We start from the raw sequence: 21177 nt of genomic DNA on the forward strand, positions 1-21177 counted from the left end.
GGCCGGCGCCCCGTCAGCGCCCCGTCACCCCGCCGCTCAGATCCCGGCCGCCGCCGACACGTCCCGCTTGAGGGACGCCAGCGTCGCGGCGGCCTTCGTCCGGGCCTCGGGCAGTGCCCCGGCAGCGGCCACCGGGACCACCACCTCCAGGTAGCACTTGAGCTTGGGCTCGGTGCCGCTGGGCCGGACCACCACACGGGCGGACTCGATGCCGGCCGCCGGCGAACCGGAGAGGTAGTAGCGCAGACCGTCGGTCGGCGGCAGCGTCTCCGTGCCGCGGTTCAGGTCGTCGGCCCGGGTCACGGACAGGCCCGCCAGTACGGTCGGCGGCTGCTCGCGCAGCGTGCGCATGGCGTCGGCGATCAGCGACAGATCCTCGACGCGGACCGAGAGCTGGTCGGTGGCGTGCAGCCCGAATTCCCGTGCGAGGTCGTCGAGCAGGTCGGTGAGGGTGCGCCCGGCCTGCTTGAGCTCCGCGGCCAGCTCGGTGATCAGCAGCGCCGCGGTGATGCCGTCCTTGTCGCGCACGCCCTCCGGGTCGACGCAGTAGCCGAGCGCCTCCTCGAAGGCGTACCGCAGGCCGTCCACCCGCGCCAGCCACTTGAAGCCGGTCAGCGTCTCCTCGTACGGCAGCGCGGAGGCGGCCGCGATACGGGACATCAGCTGCGAGGAGACGATGGTCGTCGCGAAGGTGCCGGATGCGTGCTTGCTCACCAGATGGGCGGCGAGCAGCGCACCGACCTCGTCGCCGCGCAGCATCCGCCAGCCGTCCGGCGTACCGGGGTCGGGGACGGCGACGGCGCAGCGGTCCGCGTCGGGGTCGTTGGCGATCACGATGTCGGCGTCCGCGGCCTGGGCACGGGCGGTGGCGAACGCGAGATCCATCGCGCCCGGCTCCTCCGGGTTGGGGAAGGCGACCGTCGGGAAGTCCGGGTCCGGCTCGGCCTGTTCGGCGACGACCGTCGGGGCCGGGAACCCGGCCCGTGCGAAGGCGGCGACGAGGGTGTCCCGGCCGACGCCGTGCAGCGGCGTGTAGACGACCTTCGTGTCCCGGGGGGAGCCGGGGGTCAGTACCGCGTCCGTACGCGCCAGATAGGCGTTCAGGACCGCCTCGTCGAGGATGTCCCAGCCGGCCTCGGGGCGCGGTACGCCGGCCAGCGGGCCGACCGCGGCGATCCGGGCGGCGATCTCGCCGTCGGCGGGCGGCACGATCTGTGAACCGTCGCCCAGGTAGACCTTGTAGCCGTTGTCGCGCGGCGGGTTGTGGCTGGCGGTGACCTCGACGCCGGCCACCGCGCCCAGATGCCTTATCGCAAAGGCCAGGACCGGGGTCGGCAGCGGGTGCGGCAGCACCGCGGCGCGCAGGCCCGCGCCGACCATCACGGCCGCCGTGTCGCGGGCGAAGTCGGTGCTCTTGTGGCGGGCGTCGTAGCCGATGACGACCAGTCCCGCGCCGTCGCCCTGCGCCTTGAGGTACGCGGCGAGACCGGCCGCCGCCCGGATGACCACGGAGCGGTTCATCCGCATCGGGCCCGCGCCCAGCTCCCCGCGCAGCCCGGCGGTGCCGAACTGGAGGGTGCCGGCGAACCGGGCGGCCAGCTCCGCGGCGATCTCGCCGTCGTCGGCGGCTTCGATGAGCTTGGACAGCTCCTCCCGGGTCTCCGGGTCGGGGTCCTCGGCCAGCCATGCCTGGGCCCGGTTGATCAGCTCCGCGGGATCGGTAGCCACGTGATGCTCCTGACGGTGAATGCGGATGGGGGCACGCTGGGGGCAGCTGCCGGGGGAGGACCCTCTCGGCTCGTCACGCCTACCCATTACGCGCGTGGGGGGAGCCGCAGAACCGGCCAATGCCACTGGATGGCAGCGCACGGGGGGCGGCGCCGCGCGGCGGACCGGCCGGCGGCGGGGCCGGTGCGGTGGTGACGGCGGCGGGCGGCCCGGCGGGTGTCGCGCACCCGCCGTGGCCGTCGTCCGTCATCGCCCTGGGGCGCCGGGACGCCTCAGAGCTTGCCGAGCACCTGGGCGAGCAGGCTGCCCATCCGGGTCGCGGAGTCGCGGCCGGCCTGCAGCACCTCTTCGTGGTTGAGCGGCTCGCCCGTCATGCCGGCCGCGAGGTTCGTCACCAGGGACAGCCCGAGCACCTCGGCGCCGGCCTCACGGGCCGCGATGGCCTCCAGGACCGTGGACATACCGACCAGGTCGGCGCCCAGCGTCCGGATCATCTTGATCTCGGCCGGGGTCTCGTAGTGCGGGCCGGGGAACTGGGCGTAGACGCCCTCCTCCAGGCTCGGGTCGACCTCCTTGCACAGCGCGCGCAGCCGCGGCGAGTACAGGTCCGTCAGATCGACGAAGTTCGCGCCGACGATCGGGGAGGTGGCGGTCAGGTTGAGGTGGTCGCTGATGAGGACCGGCTGGCCGGGGCGCATGCCCTCGCGCAGACCGCCGCACCCGTTGGTGAGCACGATGGTCTTGCAGCCGGCCGCCACGGCGGTACGGACGCCGTGCGCGACCGCGGCGACACCACGGCCCTCGTAGTAGTGCGTACGGCCCAGGAAGACCAGCGCCCGCTTTTCGCCGACCCGGTACGAGCGGATCGCGCCGCCGTGTCCTGCGACGGCCGGCGGCGGGAAGCCGGGCAGTTCGGTGACGGGGAATTCGTGCTCGGGCGCGCCCAGGGCCTCGGCGGCCGGCGCCCAGCCGGAGCCCATTACAAGGGCCACGTCATGGGTTTCGGCGCCGGTCAGCTCGCGCAGACGGGCGGCGGCGTCGGCGGCGGCACCCTGCGGGTCGCGCGCGATGTCCGGGGTAACAGATGCGTTCACGCGGACGAGGGTAGCCGGTAATCCCCTACGCGCGTAGATGTCTCTGCTCACGGTACTGAGATCGTTGTCTTGTGGCTTTCGCCAAACGTGTCGCCCCGGGCGCGTCGCGGCACCCGTACGGCGGTGCGTCCGCCGGGGCCGCCCGTCAGCAGGGCCGCTTGCGCAGCTCCATCACATAGTCGTGCGGTGCGCCCGCCGACTCAGCGGCGTCGGCGATCTCACCCAGGTAGCGGGCCGACGGCAGCCCGCCCTCGTAGCCGTTGAGGACATAGATCCACGCGGTCTCGTCGCCGTCGAGGGTGTGTGCCCGCACCCGCATCCGGCGGTAGATCTCCAGACCCACGCCCTCCCAGCGGTCCATGGACTCCTCGTCCATGGGCGCGATGTCGTAGAGCGCGACGAAGAGCTGGGAGACCGGGTCCTCGACGACCGTCGCCAGAGCGCCTTCCCAGCCCATCTGCTCGCCGCCGAAGGTGAGCCGCCAGCCGTCCAGCCAGCCGGTGCCGCGCAGCGGCGAGTGCGGTGCGCGGCGGGACATCAGCCGCGCGTCGAGGTTGCCGGCGTACGCGGCGTAGAGCGACATGGTTCCGAGGGTACGGGAGGTTGCCCGTCGGGCTCGTGGTACCGGAGGTTCACACAAGAGGCCTGGCAGAGCGCACGCCGGTTGCCCGTATGGGACACAGCCCGCCCCCGGGGGAGAGCGACGTACGGGCGTGCGGGACAATGGAGTACGTGACTCGGATCGTGATCATCGGTGGCGGACCCGGCGGATACGAAGCGGCCCTGGTGGCCGCCTCTCTCGGCGCGGAGGTGACCGTCGTCGACTGCGACGGTCTGGGCGGGGCGTCGGTGCTGACCGACTGCGTGCCGTCGAAGACTCTTATCGCCACGGCCGAGGTGATGACCACCTTCGATTCGTCGTACGAAGAGCTCGGCATCATCGTCGAGGACGACACCCCTTACAAGGACCGGCCCGCCCGGGTGGTGGGCGTCGACCTGGGCAAGGTCAACCGACGGGTCAAGCGCCTCGCGCTCGCCCAGTCGCACGACATCACCGCGTCGGTGACCCGGGCCGGCGGCCGGGTCATGCGCGGCCGCGGCCGGCTGGAGCCGGGCCAGGCGCCGGACGGCTCCCGCAAGGTGACCGTCACCGCCGCCGACGGCACGACCGAGGGCCTGATCGCGGACGCGGTGCTGATCGCCACCGGCGCGCACCCCCGCGAGATCCCGGACGCGCTCCCCGACGGCGAGCGGATCCTGAACTGGACGCAGGTCTACGACCTCGACGAGCTGCCCGAAGAGCTGATCGTGGTCGGTTCCGGTGTCACCGGCGCCGAGTTCGCCGGCGCCTACCAGGCGCTCGGCTCCCGCGTCACCCTCGTCTCCTCCCGTGACCGCGTGCTGCCGGGCGAGGACCCGGACGCCGCCGCCGTCCTGGAGGACGTCTTCCGCCGCCGCGGCATGAACGTCATGGCGCGCTCCCGAGCCCAGTCCGCCAAACGGGTCGGCGACCGCGTTGAGGTCACCCTGGCCGACGGCCGCACGATCTCCGGTACGCACTGCCTGATGGCGGTCGGCTCCATCCCCAACACCGAGGACATCGGTCTGGAGGCGGCCGGCGTCAAGCTCAAGGAATCCGGTCACGTCTGGACCGACAAGGTCTCCCGTACCACCGCCCCGGGCGTGTACGCGGCCGGTGACTGCACCGGCGTCTTCGCGCTGGCGTCCGTCGCCGCGATGCAGGGCCGGATCGCGATGTACCACTTCCTCGGCGACGCGGTCACGCCGCTGAACCTCAAGACCGTCTCCGCGAACGTCTTCACCGACCCGGAGATCGCCACCATCGGCTACTCCCAGGCCGACGTCGACAGCGGCAGGATCGATGCCCGGGTCGTGAAGCTCCCGCTGCTGCGCAACCCGCGCGCCAAGATGCAGGGCATCCGCGACGGCTTCGTGAAGCTGTTCTGCCGCCCCGGCACCGGCATCGTCGTCGGCGGCGTGGTCGTCTCCCCGCGCGCCAGCGAGCTGATCCACCCCATCTCGATCGCGGTCGACAACAATCTGACCGTCGAGCAGATCGCCAACACCTTCACGGTCTACCCGTCGCTGTCCGGCTCGATCGCCGAGGTCGCCCGCCAGCTGCACATCCGCAAGACGGCCGGCGAGTAGCCGGCAATGAGGCGATAAACGGACGACAGCGGTCGGGGCGATTGAAATCTTTGTGCCACCGGTGAGCACTTGGGATGAAACGCGCCCGCATCGGCCGGGGCCCGGCCCGGTCCGCCGGACCGCCGTCGTACGGGCCGTGCAGGGCGGCTGACCAGGCGGCAAGCCGGTCGCGCCGCCCGGCAGTTCGACATCCGCGCGACATATGCACACCGCATACCACGTCACGCTCCGCGCTGTGAACAACTTCCGTTAATTGGTGCAACCTGCTGAAAACAGACGGTCGTTGGCGTTACTGTCAGTTTCGTGTTCGCTGCAGAACGTCGCCAATTGATCCTTGAAATGGTGCGCGCCAATGGAGCCGTATCGCTCCGGGAGCTCGCCCGCGTCGTCCAGACCTCCGAAGTAACCGTACGACGGGACGTGCGGGCGCTGGAGGCAGAGGGACTGCTCGACCGCCGGCACGGCGGTGCGGTCCTGCCGGGAGGCTTTACTCGCGAATCCGGATTCCCACAGAAATCCCATCTAGCGACCGCGGAGAAAACGGCCATTGCCGATCTCGCGGCCGGCTTCGTCGAAGAGGGCGAAGCCATTGTCGTCGGTGCGGGAACGACCACCCAGGAGCTGGCCCGCCGGCTCGCCCGGGTCCCCGGACTGACCGTCGTCACCAACTCCCTGCTGGTCGCCCAGGCGTTGGCCCATGCCAACCGCGTCGAGGTCGTCATGACCGGCGGCACCCTGCGCGGCTCCAACTATGCGCTGGTCGGCAGCGGTGCCGAACAGTCCCTCCAGGGCCTGCGGGTCTCCCGCGCCTTCCTGTCGGGCAGCGGTCTGACCGCCGAGCGCGGGCTGTCCACCTCCAACATGCTCTCCGCCAGCGTCGACCGGGCGCTGGTGCAGGCGGCGGGGGAGGTGGTGGTGCTCGCCGACCACACCAAGCTCGGTTCCGACACGATGTTCCAGACCGTGCCGACGGATGTGATCACGCGGCTCGTCACCGACGAGCCGCCGGGCCACGACGACCGCGCCGCCACGGAACTGCAGGCGCTGGCCGATCAGGGCGTGCAGATCGCCGTCGCCAGCGGCTCGGGAGCGGGCCGCGGACCGGCGCAGCCGGGGATGGACGGCGGCCCGGGGGACCGCAGAGGCCCCCGGCGGGACGTCCCGCTGCCGGGCCAGCGGCGCAGCCATGCGCCGGGCGGCGGGGGCGGCGGACCACAGCTCCGCTCGGCCGCGCCACTGTCCGATGCCTCGGGCGGCCGGGTCGCCGACCTGGCCCCGCGACGGCGCTGAGCGCAGGAGCCGGAGGCGCGCCGAGCGGGCGCGCCGCCCCGGCAACCCGGCCGGGGTGGTCCGGCGGCGCTCCGCGGCGTCAGGGAGGCCGCCGGGCACGCCCCTGGGGGCGTGCCATGCCCTAGCGGTTCCGCTCCGGGGTCGTCACACCTCTAGCGGTTCCGCTCGCCCTTCAGTCCGCTCAGGGTGAGCGTCAGCAGCCGGTCGGCGAGCCGGGGGTCGTCCGGGGACTCCTCGGCGGCCAGTGCGATGCCGTTGGTCAGCTGCATCAGATCGCTGATGCTCACATCGGGTCGTACCGCCCCGGTCTGCTGGGCGCGGGTCAGCAGCGCGGCGCCGGCCTCCCGCATCGGCACGCTGCACCGCGCCATCCCCGAGCTGTCGTCCGCCGATGCCGTCATCAGCGCGCGCGACAGCCCGCGGTAGGTGCTGGCGTGGGTGATGATCGCGCGCAGCCATTCGACCAGGGCGGCGCACGGCTGCGGCGCGTCGGCGAGCTCTCTGGCGTGCGCCAGCAGGGCGTCCACCTCTCCCTGGAAGACCGCGCCCATCAGGGCGGTCCGGTTGGGGAAGTGCCGGTAGAGGGTGCCGATGCCGACGCCGGCGCGGCGCGCGATGTCCTCCAGCGAGGTGTCCGTGCCGTGCTCGGTGAAGGCCGTACGGGCCTCGGTCAGCAGCCGCTCGTAGTTGCGCCGCGCATCGGCCCGCATGGGGCGCACGTCAGGTGTCCGCGGCGGTGCGGTCGCCACCGGACCCTGCGCCGTCTGCCGCTGCCCTGCCGTCTCGGTCGCCATCGCCGTCCTCCCTCGACCGGGCCGGTTGCGGCCCGGTGGCTCCAGGATGCCATTGCGCCGTCGGGAGGTGCCTCGGTGCCGTGTGCACGAGATCCGGTGGAGCGGCGCCCCGACCGCCCCCGGGGCCGTCCTCCCGCCCGCTCGGTGGCCGTCCGGCGGACCGGGCGTGAAGTCCCGGCGTACGGCGGTGGTCGCGCGGCCGAACACCTCGGCAGCGCGGTGACGCCGGGCCGTGAAGAGACATCAAACCAGGCGCAATGAGGTCTTCCGGGGTTTTCCGGAGGCTCTGGAATACGCCGTGACGGACCGCCGGGGAAGCGGATCACGGCGCGGAACACCTGGGGAAGAGTCATGGGACTGACCAGCCGATCGCTGTTCTACGCCGTGGCCGCGGTCGCCGTGGTCTGCGTAGGGCTCACGCTCTGGCTGTGGCCGCGGTTCGCCGGGCGCGGGCCGCGGGCGCTGCTGGGGCGGCTCGGTTCGGTCGCCGCGACCCAGCTGACCATCGTGGCGGCCCTCGGTCTCGCGGTGAACGCCAACTTCCAGTTCTACGCCTCCTGGCACGAGCTGCTCGGCCTGTACGACGACGCCCCGGCCGCCGTCGGCAAATGGGGCGACGCGGGAACGGCCGGGCCCGCAGGCGACCCGTCGAAGGGCCTGGTGCAGCCCTCGGGGGCGGACGGCCTGGACAAGGTGCACGGACTGCCGAAGGGCGAGCCGTCACTGGCGGGCAAGGTCGAGTCCGTACGGATCGTCGGCAAGCGGACCCGGGCCGTGGACCCGGCGTACGTCTATCTGCCGCCGCAGTACTTCCAGCCGCAGTACGCCCGCCAGCGGTTCCCCGTCGTCGTCGCGCTCAGCGGCTACCCGGGCGGCACCTTCCTGCTCGGCCAGCATCTGCGGCTGCCGCAGACCGCCGCCCGGCTGATCCGGGCGGGCCGGATGCAGCCGACCGTCCTCGTGATGCTGCGGCCCACCATCGCGCCGCCGCGCGACACCCAGTGCGTCGATGTGCCGGGCGGCCCGCAGGCCGAGACCTTCTTCGCCCGCGATGTGCCGGACGCGCTCAGGTCCCGCTACCGCGTCGGCCACGACCCCGGCGGCTGGGGCATCCTGGGCTACTCCTCGGGCGGCAGCTGCGCCCTCCAGCTCGCCATGCGGCACGACCGCACGTACACCTCGGCGGCCGCCCTCTCGCCCGACTACAAGGTCGGCAACGACCCCACGACCGGCAACCTCTTCGGCGACGGCCGGGACCGGGTCCGCCGCCGCCAGGAGCACGACCTGATGTGGCGGCTGCGGCAGCTGCCCGCTCCGCAGGTGAACGTCCTGGTGGGCACGAGCCGTACCGGCGAGAAGAACTACCCGGCGGCACAGGCCTTCCTCGCCGCCGTCAAGCCGCCGATGAAGGCCGACTCGATCGTCCTCGACCACGGCAGCCACAACTTCGCCACCTGGCGGCGGGAACTGCCCGCCGCGCTCCAGTGGATGAGCCGGTCGCTGAGCTTCCCGGAGGACGTGGTGGGCAACTCGTAGCCGCGGGGGAACGGACGCGAAGGGCCCCCGGCAGCCGCTGCCGGGGGCCCTTCGTGTGCATACGGGATGCCGTCGCGTCAGTCCTTGATCTCGCAGATCACGGCGCCGGACGTGAGGGCGGCGCCGACCTCGGCGGTCAGGCCCTTGATGGTGCCGGAGCGGTGCGCGTTGAGCGGCTGCTCCATCTTCATGGCCTCCAGGACGACGACCAGCTCGCCCTCGGTGACCTGCTGGCCCTCCTCGACGGCCACCTTGACGATGGTGCCCTGCATCGGGGAGGCGAGTGCGTCGCCGGAGGCGGCGCTGCCGGACTTCTTGGTGGCCTTGCGCTTCGGCTTGGCACCACCGGCGACCGCGGCGCGGGCCAGCGGCATGCCCAGCGAGGACGGCAGCGAGACCTCCAGGCGCTTGCCGCCGACCTCGACGACGACCGTCTCGCGGGAGTCGGCCTCGGCCTCGTCCGCGCCCGGTGCGGCGAACGGGGTGATCTCGTTGACGAACTCGGTCTCGATCCAGCGGGTGTGGACCGTGAACGGGCCCTCGGAACCGGTGAGTTCGGGGGCGAACGCCGGGTCCGTGACGACCGCGCGGTGGAAGGGAATGGCGGTGGCCATGCCCTCGACCGTGAACTCCGCCAGCGCACGGGCGGCGCGCTGCAGGGCCTGCTCACGGGTGGCGCCGGTGACGATCAGCTTGGCCAGCAGGGAGTCCCAGGCCGGACCGATGACCGAACCGGACTCCACGCCCGCGTCCAGGCGCACGCCCGGACCGGACGGGGCGGCGAAGGTGGTGACGGTGCCGGGGGCCGGGAGGAAGTTGCGGCCCGGGTCCTCGCCGTTGATGCGGAACTCGAAGGAGTGGCCGCGCACGGCCGGGTCGCCGTAGCCGAGCTCCTCGCCGTCGGCGATCCGGAACATCTCGCGGACCAGGTCGAGGCCGGTGACCTCTTCGGTGACCGGGTGCTCGACCTGGAGGCGGGTGTTGACCTCCAGGAAGGAGATGGTGCCGTCCTGGCCGACGAGGAATTCACAGGTGCCGGCGCCTTCGTAGCCGGCCTCCTTGAGGATGGCCTTGGACGCGCGGTACAGCTCGGTGTTCTGCTTCTTCGTCAGGAACGGGGCCGGGGCCTCCTCCACCAGCTTCTGGTGGCGGCGCTGCAGCGAGCAGTCACGGGTCGAGACCACGACCACGTTGCCGTGCTTGTCGGCCAGGCACTGGGTCTCGACGTGCCGGGGGCGGTCCAGGTAACGCTCGACGAAGCACTCGCCGCGGCCGAACGCGGCCACCGCCTCGCGCACCGCGGAGTCATACAGCTCCGGGACCTCTTCGAGCGTACGGGCGACCTTCAGACCGCGGCCGCCGCCACCGAAGGCCGCCTTGATCGCGATCGGCAGACCGTGCTCCTTGGCGAACGCCACGACCTCGTCCGAACCGGAGACCGGGTCGGGCGTGCCGGCGACCAGCGGCGCACCGGCCCGCTGGGCGATGTGCCTCGCTGCGACCTTGTCGCCGAGGTCACGGATGGCCTGCGGGGGCGGCCCGATCCACGTCAGCCCCGCATCCAGGACGGCCTGCGCGAACTCTGCGTTCTCCGACAGGAAGCCGTATCCCGGGTGGATGGCGTCCGCACCCGAATCGGCGGCGGCAGCCAGGACCTTGGCGATGTCCAGGTAACTGGTGGCAGGAGTGTCACCGCCCAAGGCGTATGCCTCGTCTGCCGCGCGTACGTGCAGTGCGTCCCGGTCGGGGTCGGCGTAGACGGCTACGCTTCCGATCCCCGCGTCCCGGCATGCACGGGCGACGCGAACAGCGATTTCGCCACGGTTGGCGATGAGCACCTTGCGCACGAGTGGGTCCTTCCTTGGCGCTTCGCCGTAACAAATGGATGCGGCGATTTTAGGGACTGGCGACACCGCGTGCCGACCCGTTCCCTGGGGTGAGCTTGCCCACACGGAGTGTGCTCGGGGCGCCAGTGAGGAACCTAAGTCCCCTGGTATCCCAGGGTAGGCCCGGATTCCTGGGCTCCGACTCGAGCCCCGGTGTGGCTTAGGTCTCGCACTTTGGACGTCCAGCGGATCGTCAATTCTTTGTGGAGTCCCTACGAATGGGCGAAGGAATCTTTGCGGGCGGCTCCGTCCGTCGGCGTGCCGCCGCCCTCCCGTTCCCCGTCGTCCGCACCCACCCGCGCACAACCCTTGCCCAGCTTTTACCTTCCGCACAGCTCTTCCCGAGGAGGGGGGACCCCCATGTAGCGTGCGCGATGTCCTGTACCCCGCGGTAACACGGGTAACAGCGGCATCAGGCGTCCGCAGGGCGCATCGGGCTCGGCAAACGGCGGAAGTGGGTGGACGGGGTGGTGGTGGCACGACGGCCGGTGGCCTTGGCCGCGGCGGTGGTACTGATCCTGGAAGCATTCGGGATCGTGCTGCTCAACTGGATTCTGAGCATCGTCGTGGACAGGCAGCAGATGTCCCTGGCCGGGCTGCAGCCGCGCGCGATGTCCACCGGCTCGTGGATCGGCGGCATCCTCTTCGGGCTCTATCTGCTGTTCTGCGCCGGCGTCCTGCTCCGTACCGCGCTGCGGGACCGCGCCCCCGGCGGCTTCACTCGTATCGCCCTCATCAGCTGCGCGGTGGTGCACGGCATGCTGGGCGCCTTCGCCGTCGGTCTGGTCGGCTGGGTGGCCTTCCTCGCGATGACGGTCGTGCTGGCGCTGCTGGTGCTGACGCTGGTGGCGTACGGGGAGGGCCGTCCGGGCGAGGAGTCCGCGCCCCTGGGGAACACCCCGAGCGGCCCGAACGGAGCACCGCCGGCGGCTCCCACATCCGCCTGACCACCTCGGATCCCACCGGGCGGCCCAGCCCGAACTCCCGCCGCCGCGGGCCGGATCGAGGCCGCCCGGGGCCGCGCGACACACCCGGGTAGGCTCTCGCGCGGTGTCGTCGGACGGGGGATGGTGCGCATGTCTGCGCCGGTTACGGGTGCGCCGGGCGGGGCGCGAAAGGGCGCGATCGGGCCGTACGCGCTGCTCTGCGGGCTGGACGGCGAGGTCTCCGGCATACCCGTGCCGGAGCGGCGGTTCATCGGGCGGAGCGCGGACGGGGACCGTACGGTGCTCATCGGCGTGCCGCTGCCGGGGAGCGATCCCGGGCGGTTCCTGGCCGAGGCGGAGACCTCGCGCTATCTGCTCGGGCCCTGGTCGTCGCCGGCCGCCGAGGTCGTCGCCGGGCCCGGTGACATCCCCTGGCACGCCCGCCCGTATGTGCCCGCCGTCCCGCTGCCCACGGCGCTCGCCGTGTACGGCGGGCCGCTGCCCGAGCGCACCGTACGGGCCCTCGGCGCGGCCCTCGTGGAGACCTTGATCATCGGGCACGGGCAGAACCTGACGCATGCCGGTGTGTCGCCCGCCGCCGTGCTGCTGGCGGCCGACGGGCCCCGGCTGATGTGCTTCGGGGCGGTACGGGCCGCGGCCGGGGACGGGACGCCGCGCTCCGGGCTGCCGGGCCTGGAGTCGGGGAGCCTGCCACCGGAACAGGCGGCCGGCGGGCGGCCGCATCCGACGGGCGACGTCTACGCACTGGGCGCGACGCTCGCCTATGCCGCGACCGGCCACACCGTGCCGGAGCGCGAAGAGCTTCCGGCCGGCCTGCGGACCGTCATCACGGGCTGTCTGTCCCGGGACCCGGCGAACCGCCCGCGCCCCGCCGAACTGCTCGACGCGCTCAGCCCGCTCGCCGGATCCCCCGCACCGGGCGCCGCACCTCCGGGAGCCCCCGCGACCGTCGCCGGGCCGCCGCCTCCCGCCACCGGAAACCCCGCCGGCCGCGCCGCCGCCCTGCTCGGCCCCGGCTGGCTGCCGGGCCGGATCATCGCGGCCCTCGCCCGCCAGTCGGCCGAGCTGCTCGCCGCCACCCTCCCGGTTCCGACCGCCGCACGCCAGGACTGACCGCTGCCATGCCCTTCCCGCTCACCCATGACGACCCGTCCGGCTTCGGCCCCTACCGCCTCCTCGCCCGGCTGGGCAGCGGCGGTATGGGCACCGTCTACCTGGCCCGCTCCCCGGGCGGCCGGACCCTGGCGCTCAAGACGATGCACACCCGGATCGCCACCGAGACCCAGTTCCGTACCCGGTTCCGGCTGGAGTCGGATGCCGCCCGGGTCATCGGCGGCCAGTACGGCGCACAGGTCGTCGAGGCCGATCCGCTCGCCGAAACACCCTGGATGGCCACCGAGTACGTCCTCGGCCCGCCCCTCGACGAGGCGGTGGAGCTGGCCGGTCCGCTGCCCGAGGCCTCGGTGCGCGCCCTGGGGGCGGCGCTGTGCGCGGCGCTCGGCCAGCTGCATCGCTCGGACGTCGTGCACCGTGACCTCAAGCCGTCGAACATCATGGTCACGGCGCACGGGCCCAAGGTCATCGACTTCGGTATCGCCCGCGCCCTCGGCGATGACCGGCTGACCCACACGGGCTCCGCTGTCGGTACCCCGGCGTTCATGTCGCCGGAGCAGGCGACCGGGCAGGAGCACTCCCCGGCCGGGGACGTCTTCGCGCTCGCCGGGGTCCTGGTCTTCGCCGCCACCGGCCGCGGGCCGTTCGGCAACGGGCAGCCCGCCGACCTCCTCTACCGGGTGCGCTACAGCGAGCCGGACCTCACCGGCACCCCCGCGGCCCTCGTCCCGGTCCTGTCCCGCGCGCTGGCCAAGGACCCCGCCGAGCGTCCGGCCACCGCCGAGCTGGCGGACCGACTCCACGACGGCAGCGGTGAGTTCGCCGACCATCTGCCGGACGGGGTGCTGGCGGAGATCGGGCGGCGGGCGAGCGAGGTCTGGCAGTTCACGCCCCAGCGGCTGCCGGCCCCCGCCGACCAGCCGCCGACCGTGCCGTCCGCGCCGCCGGCGGCGACCGGTCTCTCCCGCCGCGGCCTGCTGCTCGCCGGGGCCGGCTCGGCGCTCGGCGTGGCCGGGGCCGGGGCGGGCGTGTGGGCCTGGCTCGGACGGGGCGAGTCGGCGCCGGGGCATGCGTCCCCGTACAAGAATCCGACGCCCGGCCCGAGCGTCAGCGCGCTGAAGAAGAAAAAGCTCGACTCGGCGTGGCAGCTCCAGACCGGCGGTCCCGATGAGGAGGAGACGCCCGAAGTTCCCCTGACGGTCGGCGGCCTGGTCGTTCAGGTGGCCGGTGCGACCGTGAACGCCCTCGACGCGAAGTCCGGTGCGGTCAGGTGGAACTTCTCGGTCGACAGTGCCTGGCAGCTCGCCTCGGACGGCGAGCGCTTCTACCGGATCGTGAGGGTCGCGAAATACGACGGCCGGAGCTCGCTGCCCAGGACCGTCTCGCGGTTCCTCACCCGCGTCGACCTCGCCACGGGAAAACCCGGCAAGCACCTCGCCGAGGTGACGGACTCCCACTACGGCGGCATCGACAGCCAATTGCTGGCTGTTGTCGGTGACACCGCCTACCTGGCGATCTCGCAGGGGAAGGTGAAGATGTATCAGCGGCAGATTCCTTGGGCCGTGACGGCCGTGGACCTCACCACGGGGCGCCGGCTCTGGACCGAGCAGCTGCCGTTCCGGTCGCAGAAGTCGGACCAAAATCACTTCCTCGCCGCCAAGGCCGTCGGCAACCGTCTGGTGCTCCTCCGGGAGACGAACGACGGCAAGGTCCGGGTCGTCGCCCGTGACACCCGTACCGGGAAGGTCGCCTGGGACAAGCCGTGGGACGTCAGGCCGGCCGTCGCGCACCAGGTGCTGACGGCCGACGACAAGCACCTCTATCTGGGCTCCGGACGGCTGCGGGCGCTGCGGCTGAGTGACGGCGGGCAGGCGTGGGAGTCGGCCGCGGGGAAGAGCTACGGGCCGCCGATCGTGAAGAACGGCGTGGTGTACGCGGTGGAGAAGGGCCTCGGCCTCGTCGGGGCCGACGCCGGCAGCGGGAAGCCGCGATGGGCGGAGAAGGGCGGCGACGGCGCGAAGGCGTCGCTCACCTCCCGCCCCGTCATCGGCTCCCGGTACGCGTACAGCTACAGCGAGAGCGAGGGGGCGCTCCGGGCGATCGGTCTCGCCTCGCGCACCACCGCCCGCTTCTACAAGGCCAACGGAAACCGCTTCGCCGCACAGGAGCACAGCAAGATGATCATCGCGTCGGGTGCGCACTTCCTCGCCGGCTTCCCCCTCCAATGACCCCACGGACAGGCCCACCGACGCCCCCACCGACCTCCACAGAAGGCCACCACCCATGAACCCCCTCGGCACCGGCGATCCGCTCCGCCTCGGCCCGTACCGTCTCCTCGGTGTGCTCGGCGAGGGCGGTATGGGCAAGGTCTACGTCGGCCAGGACGCCGCGGGCACCGTCGCCGCGGTCAAGGTGCTCCGGCCCGAGCTCGCCGACGAACCGAACCTCGCCCAGCGCTTCGTCCGCGAGGCACAGGCGGCGCAGGCCGTGACGAGCAAGGGCGTGGCCGGTGTCCTGGGGGCGCAGACCGAGGGCGGCCGCCCGTGGATCGCCACCGAGTTCCTGGCCGGACCGACCCTCGACCAAGCCGTCGAGGCCTACGGTCCCTTCGACGAACCAGGAGTGCGCGCCCTCGCCGCCTCCCTCGCGCACACCCTCGCCGACATCCACACCGCGGGCCTGATCCACCGCGACCTCAAACCCCCGAACATCGTCCTGACGTCGCGCGGTCCGCGCGTCATCGACTTCGGCATCGCCCGCCCCGAGCACGGACTGACCCTCACCACCACCGGACAGGTCCCGGTCACCCCGGGCTACGGCGCCCCCGAACAGGTCCTCGGCCGGCGCGTGGCATCCCCCGCCGATGTCTTCTCCCTGGGCGCGGTCCTGGTATACGTGGCCAGCGGTCATCGCGCCTACGACGCCTCCCACATCGCCGCCCTTCAGTACAAGGTCGTCCACGACGAGCCCGACCTGGGGGGCGTCCCCGAGGCGCTCCGCCACCTCATCGCCCCCCTCCTCGCCAAGGACCCGGCCGCCCGCCCCGCCCCCGACCGGATAGCCGCGGCCTTCGCACCGCCCAAGGGCGCCGAACGGGTCTGGCGGCGCGGCAGCGTGGCCGAGGAGATCAAACAGCGGGAGAGCGGCATCCACGAGCTGACCGCGCCGACCCTGCCCGGCGGCGGCTCGGGCCGTCCGGTGACCCGGCGCCGGCTGCTCACGGGCCTGGCGGCGGGCGGTGTGGTCCTGGCCGCGGGCGGTGGTGCGGCGGCCGCCTGGTGGCCGCGTCCGCCGGAGCAGACCAAGGCCGATCTCTTCGCCTTCCCGGCCGCCGTCAAGACCCCGGTGGCGCATGTGCTGAACACGGACGACGGTGGCTTGATCGTGGGCGGGTCGCCGAAGGAGCTCTGGGGCCCGGTCGAGGTCCTCGCCGACGACACACCCGCGCCGCTGCCCGTACGGGACGTCATCGTCGTCGGCGCGCGCGGCGGCGGGATCGCCGCCCTCAACGTCGTGGACGGCAAACGCCGTTGGGCCGTCCACGACATCAAGGCGACCGGCCGCTACCTCTCCCTCTCGGACCGCCTGATCGCTGCCGTCGACGCGAAGGGGACGCTGCGCACCTTCGTCCCCTCCACCGGGGAACCCCGGTGGACCGCCGATGCCGAGGCGGACTCCCTGCTGGCCGCCGACGACACCGCCGTCTACGTCCTGACCAAGGACCACCGGCTGCGCGCCGTCGGCCGCTCCGACGCGAAGATCCGCTGGACCGCGCCCCTCGGCGCCCCCTTCCGCACCAAGGTCAACCCGCCCGGCGTCCTCGCCCACGGCCGCCTCGTCCTGGGCACGCTGAACGGCAACGTCCTCGCCGTCGACACCGCCGACGGCCACCGCGTATGGGACCTGCGCGGCCAGTCCGACTCCTTCGTCCGCCCGGCCTGTTACGGCAGCACCGTCTACCTCAACGGGAAGACGATGACGGCCCGCAGGATCACCGACGGCAAGGAGCTGTGGACGGTCAGGAAGCGCAGCCTGCTGAACGAGACCGGCATCGAGTGGGGTCCGGTGACCGCCACCGCTGACGGCTTGTACGCCACGCACCAGGCGTACCTCGACTCGGATTCCACCTACCCCGACAAGTGGAAACCCGGCGACGGCGGCCACGCCTTCCAGATCCGTGGGTCGTCCAACATCGGCACACCTGTGGTCCCCCAGGGCAGTGGGCTCTGGACGGTCGAGGGCGACGCCTGGTACCAGGTCAACGCGCTGAGCGCGAAGGACGGCCTCCCCGTCTGCACCTACAAACTGCCCAAGTCCGAGCGTCAGTGGATCGTGGCCGACGGCAATCGCGTCTTCGTGATGAACGACGCCGCGCTGTACGCCCTGCCGGTGTTCTGACCCCGGCTGGTGGTGGCCGGGTCAGGGAAATCAGCGGGCCCGGGGCGCCGGCCCCGGGCCCGGGGATCCTCAGCCCGTCACCGGCGCATGCTCCCGCAGTACTTCCATGAACGCCCGCATCCACTCCGGCTGGTCGTTCCAGGCGCGGGCGGAGACGACCTTGCCGTCCACCACCGCCGCGCCGTCGACGAAGATTCCGCCGCCCATCGCCACGTCCGGGGCGCAGGCGGGGTAGGCCGCGGTACGGCGGCCCTTGAGGACGCCGAGCGGGGCCAGCGTGATGGCCGCGTGACAGAGGTGCGCGACGGGCTTGTCGGCGTCGAAGAAGTGGGTGACGACGCGGCGGTAGTCGGAGTCGTTCCGCAGATACTCCGATGCCCGGCCGCCGGGGAGCACCAGCGCGGCGTACTCCTCCGGGGCGACCTCGGACAGTGCGAGGTCGGACGGCCAGGAGTGGCCCTCGCGCTCGACGTAGGTGTCGAAGTCGTCGACGAAGTCATGCACCACGAACCGCAGCTTCTTCCGTGACGGGGCCGCGACCTGCGTCTCGTACCCCTCCTCCAGCATCCGCTGATAGGGGTAGAAGAACTCCAGGTCCTCGGTGGCGTCGCCGGCGATGATCAAGATCTTGGGCATGCTGCGCGCTCCTCGTGGTGGCTTCAACCGGGCCGATCGGTTCGACCGGGCCGTATCGGATCAATCGGTTCCCCACTCGGTGACCTCGAATGCGTCGCCCACCGCCAGCTTTCCGGTGTGCAGTACGGAGAACTTCGAGCCGAACGCCACCCCGCCCTCGGGCACCCGCCGGTACGAGGCGAGCGTGCGCAGCGGTTCGGGCCCCGCCTTGGCGCCCGTGCGCTGGTCGACGAGCGTGACGGCGCAGCGGATGGCGAGCTTGGCGAACCCCAGCTCACCACCGCCGACCGTGACCCGCCGGGCCCGGTCCTCGGTCTGCGGCGCGTCCCACCCGTCCACGACGATGTTGGGCCGGAAGCGGTCCATCGGGACCGGCGGGCGGCCGGCGGCGGCGAGACGGCGGTTGAGGTCGTCGAAGGTGGCCAGGGAGATGACGTGCACGGGGCTGCTGTCGGCGAAGCCGGAGGTGCCGGGGGTGAGGCCGTCGGTCACCCGGTCGTGCTCCGGCGGTACGCGCACCAGCCGGCTGGCCGCGCCGAGCGCCCGGGACAGCCAGTCGGCCGCCCGGTCCCCCTGGTCGACCGCGCGGTACGGCGAACCGAACATCTCGACCTCGGCTCTGGGGGAAGACCCGTCGCCGAGGTCGACGTCCAGGCGCAGGGTCTCCATCCCCGGCGCGTTCAGGGTGAGTTGAGCCCCGTCCGCGCCGACCTCGGGACGTATCACCGCCAGCCGGGGGTCCTTGCGCTGACTTCGGAAGACGCCTCCGGGGCCGACGACCAGGAAGCTGCGGTCGTGCGGGAGGCCGGCCGGCGTGAGCTCCGCCTCGGTCGCCGGGGTGCCGGCGCAGCCCTTGACGGGATAGCTGGTTAACGCGGTGACGGTAGCCATGGGGGCAGCGTAGAGCCCGGCCGGCCGCCGGCGGCCGCCGTTCACCGCCCGGGGTCACGCCCCGGCGCGGGCCGCCCGGCGCCTTACGGAACGGCCCTGCACCGCCGCGTGCCCGGTACGCACCGCCCGCTGAATCTCAGGTCCACAAATCCGTGATCGCCACGTCCAGGTCGGCCAGTAGCCGGCGGAGCAGCGGCAGGGAGAGGCCGATGACGTTGCCGGGGTCGCCGTCGATGCCGTCGATGAAGGGGGCGGAGCGGCCGTCGAGGGTGAAGGCGCCCGCGACGAACAGCGGCTCGCCGCTTTCGACATAGGCGGCGATCTCCTTGTCGGTGGGCTCGCCGAAGCGGACCGTGGTCGAGGCGGTGGCGGAGACCTGACGGCCGTCCGCACCCGTGTCGATGACGCAGTGCCCGGTCTGCAGGATGCCGGAGCGGCCGCGCATGGACTTCCAGCGGGCGGTGGCGTCCTCGGCGTCCGCGGGCTTGCCGAGCGCCCGCCCGTCCAGCTCCAGGACCGAGTCGCAGCCGACCACCAGGGCGCCGGCGGCCTCCGGGCGGGCGGCGACGGCGGCGGCCTTCGCCTCGGCCAGTATGCGGGCCAGTTCACCGGGCGTGGCGGCGGTGAGCGCGTCCTCGTCGACGCCGCTGACGATGACCTCGGGCGCCAGCCCGGCCTGGTGCAGCAGGGCCAGCCGGGCGGGGGACTGGGAGGCGAGGACGAGACGGCGGGGGCGGGGCTCTTCGGTCATGCCCGCCATCGTACGGAGCCGCGGGGGGCGCCCGGACTACTTGTGGAGCACGGCCTCCATGACGGACTTCGCGATCGGGCCGCCCAGCTTGCCGCCGGCGATCTCCGACCGGGGAATGTCCATTTCCTTGGGGTCGACGAAGACGGCGACCGCGACCGGGGAGCTGCCGTCGCTCTGCTTGGCGTAGGAGACGAACCAGGCGTAGGGGCGCTCGTCGTGGACGTTCGCGCCGTGCTGGGCGGTGCCGGTCTTGCCGCCGACGGTCACGCCGTCGATCTTGGCCTTCGAGGCGGTGCCGTCGCTGGCCGTGTACTCCATCATCTCCTGCACCTTCTTCGCGGTGCCGGCGGAGACGGCCTGGGACATCATCTTCGGTTCGATCTTCTCGATCGTCGACAGGTCGGAGCCGCGCACCTCGTCGACGATGTGCGGCATCATCACCTTGCCGTCATTGGCGAGGCCGGCGGCGACCATCGCCATCTGCATCGGTGTGCTGGTGAGGCTGCCCTGGCCCATACCGGTCAGCGCGGTCTGCGGCTTGTCGAGCTTGTCCGGGTAGAGGCTCTTGCTGGCCAGCAGGTCCCCGAGGTCCTTGTCGTAGACGTCGGAGTTGAAGCCGAACTTCTCCGCGGTCTTGCGCATCTTTTCCTTGCCGACCTTCAGCGCGGTGTCGAGGAAGACGTTGTTGCACGACCACTGCATGCCGGTCTTCAGCGAGGCCTTGTCGCAGGGCGCGCCCGCGACGTCATTGCCGATCTCCGTCGTGCTCTGCGGCAGCCGGTAGGGGGCGGGCGCACCCGACGGGGCATTGATGTCCGACACCACGCCGCTCTCCAGCGCGGCCGCCGCGGTGAGGATCTTGAAGGTGGAGCCGGGGGCATAGGTTTCCCGCAGCGCCCGGTTGCTCAGCGGCTTGGTCTTCTCGGCGTCCAGCGCCTTGAACTTCCGGCTCTCGGCGTTGGAGATGCCGGTGAAGACCGACGGGTCGTAGGACGGGGTGGAGGCGAGCGCGAGGACCCGGCCGCTGCGCGGGTCGAGAGCGACCACCGCACCCTTGGCGTGGAGGTCGGTCAGCCCCTTGTACGCGGCCTTCTGCGCCTTGGGGTCGATGGTGGTGACGACATCGCCGCCGCGCGGCTTCTCGCCGGTCAGGATGTCCTGGGCGCGCTTGAAGGCGAGCCGGTCGTCCTTGCCGCTGAGCACCTTGTTGTAGATGCCCTCCAGGAAGGACGTGCCCTGGGCCTGCGAGGCGAAGCCGGTGACCGGCGCGTACATCGGGCCGTCCTTGTACGTCCGCTTGTACTTGAAGTCACCGGAGGTCGCCACCGAGCCGGTGACCGGCTTGCCGCCGACGATGATGTTGCCGCGCGGGTAGGAGAACGCCTCGATCTTGACGCGCCGGTTGTGGGGGTCGTTGGCGAGGTCGTTGCCCTGGATGAACTGGACCCATGTCGCGCGGGCCAGCAGGGCCAGCACCAGCACCCCGCAGAAGACGGCTATATGCCTCAGCGGCCTGTTCATCGCTCTCCCATCCCGGCCGGCCGCCGCCCCGGCGGCCGAGCGCCCGAATTGCGCTGTCAGGAGGGAAAGAAGCAATTTCGGGGGTGATGGTTGCGACCGGGAACTGTGAGGGTTGCCTCCCCGCGGACGGGAACCGCTACTTCCCCGCGACGGGCACCGCTACCTCCCCGTGAGCATGATCATCAGCACCACCGCGACCACGGCCAGCACGATGCCCATCCGACGGAGCTTGGCCTGTACATCGCGCAGCTCCTCAGGAGGCTCATCGGGTGGATCTGACCACAGCATGTATCGATCCTGGGCCCGATGCGCGCGTGGGGGGGGGGGGGGGGGGGGGGGGGGGCCCCCGCGCCCACCCCATAAGTAATGCCAAGGAACACCCCACACCACAACACCCCCCCGCGCGGATACCCCCGGCAGGCG

Annotated in this window: 17 protein-coding genes; 7 read left to right on the forward strand and 10 right to left on the reverse strand. The window is 72.2% G+C overall.

Annotated features, from left to right (window positions below):
• Positions 1 to 36: 36 nt before the first annotated feature.
• The 3 genes from ACGFWI_RS16830 to ACGFWI_RS16840 all read right to left on the reverse strand — a co-directional run bounded on the left by ACGFWI_RS16830 (position 37) and on the right by ACGFWI_RS16840 (position 3405).
• The gene (locus tag ACGFWI_RS16830; RefSeq protein WP_393906699.1) at positions 37 to 1728 is read right to left on the reverse strand and encodes a phospho-sugar mutase; all 1692 of its coding nucleotides are present in this window, start codon (positions 1726 to 1728) and stop codon (positions 37 to 39) included.
• Positions 1729 to 2000: 272 nt separating this feature from the next.
• Complete coding sequence (locus ACGFWI_RS16835; protein WP_393906700.1) at positions 2001 to 2822, reverse strand: purine-nucleoside phosphorylase; 822 nt, start codon at positions 2820 to 2822, stop codon at positions 2001 to 2003.
• A 145-nt stretch (positions 2823 to 2967) separates the two neighbouring features.
• Positions 2968 to 3405: a gamma-glutamylcyclotransferase gene (locus tag ACGFWI_RS16840; RefSeq protein ID WP_393906701.1), complete on the reverse strand. Its 438-nt coding sequence runs from the start codon at positions 3403 to 3405 to the stop codon at positions 2968 to 2970.
• 140 nt (positions 3406 to 3545) lie between these two features.
• On the opposite strand from ACGFWI_RS16840, the gene ACGFWI_RS16845 reads away from it, so the two are divergent.
• The gene (locus ACGFWI_RS16845) at positions 3546 to 4991 is read left to right on the forward strand and encodes an NAD(P)H-quinone dehydrogenase (RefSeq protein WP_393906702.1); all 1446 of its coding nucleotides are present in this window, start codon (positions 3546 to 3548) and stop codon (positions 4989 to 4991) included.
• A 339-nt stretch (positions 4992 to 5330) separates the two neighbouring features.
• Positions 5331 to 6281 (forward strand): DeoR/GlpR family DNA-binding transcription regulator, encoded by a 951-nt coding sequence (locus ACGFWI_RS16850; RefSeq protein ID WP_393906722.1) that lies wholly within the window; start codon positions 5331 to 5333, stop codon positions 6279 to 6281.
• Positions 6282 to 6433: 152 nt separating this feature from the next.
• On the opposite strand, the gene ACGFWI_RS16855 is transcribed toward ACGFWI_RS16850, so the two are convergent.
• The gene (locus ACGFWI_RS16855; protein ID WP_393906703.1) at positions 6434 to 7075 is read right to left on the reverse strand and encodes a TetR/AcrR family transcriptional regulator; all 642 of its coding nucleotides are present in this window, start codon (positions 7073 to 7075) and stop codon (positions 6434 to 6436) included.
• A gap of 351 nt (positions 7076 to 7426) precedes the next feature.
• Between ACGFWI_RS16855 and ACGFWI_RS16860 the strand changes: the two genes are divergently transcribed.
• On the forward strand, positions 7427 to 8611 hold the full coding sequence (locus ACGFWI_RS16860; protein WP_393906704.1) for an alpha/beta hydrolase: 1185 nt from the start codon (positions 7427 to 7429) through the stop codon (positions 8609 to 8611).
• A gap of 77 nt (positions 8612 to 8688) precedes the next feature.
• On the opposite strand, the gene ACGFWI_RS16865 is transcribed toward ACGFWI_RS16860, so the two are convergent.
• Entirely contained in the window at positions 8689 to 10458 is a 1770-nt protein-coding gene (locus ACGFWI_RS16865) for an acetyl/propionyl/methylcrotonyl-CoA carboxylase subunit alpha (protein ID WP_393906705.1), read from the reverse strand.
• Positions 10459 to 10970: 512 nt separating this feature from the next.
• Between ACGFWI_RS16865 and ACGFWI_RS16870 the strand changes: the two genes are divergently transcribed.
• From ACGFWI_RS16870 to ACGFWI_RS16885, 4 genes are all read left to right on the forward strand, one after another.
• On the forward strand, positions 10971 to 11444 hold the full coding sequence (locus tag ACGFWI_RS16870) for a hypothetical protein (protein WP_393906706.1): 474 nt from the start codon (positions 10971 to 10973) through the stop codon (positions 11442 to 11444).
• Between the two features lie 129 nt (positions 11445 to 11573).
• The gene (locus ACGFWI_RS16875; RefSeq protein ID WP_393906707.1) at positions 11574 to 12557 is read left to right on the forward strand and encodes a serine/threonine protein kinase; all 984 of its coding nucleotides are present in this window, start codon (positions 11574 to 11576) and stop codon (positions 12555 to 12557) included.
• Positions 12558 to 12565: 8 nt separating this feature from the next.
• On the forward strand, positions 12566 to 14785 hold the full coding sequence (locus tag ACGFWI_RS16880) for a PQQ-binding-like beta-propeller repeat protein (RefSeq protein ID WP_393906708.1): 2220 nt from the start codon (positions 12566 to 12568) through the stop codon (positions 14783 to 14785).
• 55 nt (positions 14786 to 14840) lie between these two features.
• Positions 14841 to 16955, forward strand: coding sequence for a protein kinase (locus ACGFWI_RS16885; RefSeq protein WP_393906709.1), 2115 nt, complete (start codon positions 14841 to 14843; stop codon positions 16953 to 16955).
• A 69-nt stretch (positions 16956 to 17024) separates the two neighbouring features.
• Here ACGFWI_RS16885 and ACGFWI_RS16890 read toward each other — a convergent pair whose 3' ends face one another.
• From ACGFWI_RS16890 to mmpB, 5 genes are all read right to left on the reverse strand, one after another.
• Positions 17025 to 17591 (reverse strand): DJ-1/PfpI family protein, encoded by a 567-nt coding sequence (locus ACGFWI_RS16890; RefSeq protein ID WP_393906710.1) that lies wholly within the window; start codon positions 17589 to 17591, stop codon positions 17025 to 17027.
• 60 nt (positions 17592 to 17651) lie between these two features.
• Entirely contained in the window at positions 17652 to 18482 is an 831-nt protein-coding gene (locus tag ACGFWI_RS16895; protein WP_393906711.1) for an MOSC domain-containing protein, read from the reverse strand.
• Positions 18483 to 18618: 136 nt separating this feature from the next.
• Positions 18619 to 19233 (reverse strand): nucleoside triphosphate pyrophosphatase, encoded by a 615-nt coding sequence (locus ACGFWI_RS16900; RefSeq protein WP_393906712.1) that lies wholly within the window; start codon positions 19231 to 19233, stop codon positions 18619 to 18621.
• Between the two features lie 36 nt (positions 19234 to 19269).
• Positions 19270 to 20754 (reverse strand): peptidoglycan D,D-transpeptidase FtsI family protein, encoded by a 1485-nt coding sequence (locus ACGFWI_RS16905; RefSeq protein ID WP_393906713.1) that lies wholly within the window; start codon positions 20752 to 20754, stop codon positions 19270 to 19272.
• Positions 20755 to 20913: 159 nt separating this feature from the next.
• Positions 20914 to 21042, reverse strand: a complete 129-nt coding sequence (gene mmpB / locus ACGFWI_RS16910; RefSeq protein WP_393906714.1) for a morphogenic membrane protein MmpB — start codon at positions 21040 to 21042, stop codon at positions 20914 to 20916.
• Positions 21043 to 21177 lie beyond the last annotated feature (135 nt).

The sequence above is a fragment of the Streptomyces sp. NPDC048434 genome (assembly GCF_043200375.1).
GTDB lineage: Bacteria > Actinomycetota > Actinomycetes > Streptomycetales > Streptomycetaceae > Streptomyces.

Excerpts from the sequence above, each read along its gene's own strand:
- ACGFWI_RS16840 (WP_393906701.1), bottom strand. The coding sequence starts at position 3,405 with ATGTCGCTCTACGCCGCGTACGCCGGCAACCTCGACGCGCGGCTGATG.
- ACGFWI_RS16845 (WP_393906702.1), top strand. The coding sequence starts at position 3,546 with ATGGAGTACGTGACTCGGATCGTGATCATCGGTGGCGGACCCGGCGGA.
- ACGFWI_RS16850 (WP_393906722.1), top strand. The coding sequence starts at position 5,331 with ATGGTGCGCGCCAATGGAGCCGTATCGCTCCGGGAGCTCGCCCGCGTC.
- ACGFWI_RS16855 (WP_393906703.1), bottom strand. The coding sequence starts at position 7,075 with ATGGCGACCGAGACGGCAGGGCAGCGGCAGACGGCGCAGGGTCCGGTG.
- ACGFWI_RS16860 (WP_393906704.1), top strand. The coding sequence starts at position 7,427 with ATGGGACTGACCAGCCGATCGCTGTTCTACGCCGTGGCCGCGGTCGCC.
- ACGFWI_RS16875 (WP_393906707.1), top strand. The coding sequence starts at position 11,574 with ATGTCTGCGCCGGTTACGGGTGCGCCGGGCGGGGCGCGAAAGGGCGCG.
- ACGFWI_RS16880 (WP_393906708.1), top strand. The coding sequence starts at position 12,566 with ATGCCCTTCCCGCTCACCCATGACGACCCGTCCGGCTTCGGCCCCTAC.
- ACGFWI_RS16885 (WP_393906709.1), top strand. The coding sequence starts at position 14,841 with ATGAACCCCCTCGGCACCGGCGATCCGCTCCGCCTCGGCCCGTACCGT.
- ACGFWI_RS16890 (WP_393906710.1), bottom strand. The coding sequence starts at position 17,591 with ATGCCCAAGATCTTGATCATCGCCGGCGACGCCACCGAGGACCTGGAG.
- ACGFWI_RS16895 (WP_393906711.1), bottom strand. The coding sequence starts at position 18,482 with ATGGCTACCGTCACCGCGTTAACCAGCTATCCCGTCAAGGGCTGCGCC.
- ACGFWI_RS16900 (WP_393906712.1), bottom strand. The coding sequence starts at position 19,233 with ATGACCGAAGAGCCCCGCCCCCGCCGTCTCGTCCTCGCCTCCCAGTCC.
- ACGFWI_RS16905 (WP_393906713.1), bottom strand. The coding sequence starts at position 20,754 with ATGAACAGGCCGCTGAGGCATATAGCCGTCTTCTGCGGGGTGCTGGTG.
- mmpB (WP_393906714.1), bottom strand. The coding sequence starts at position 21,042 with ATGCTGTGGTCAGATCCACCCGATGAGCCTCCTGAGGAGCTGCGCGAT.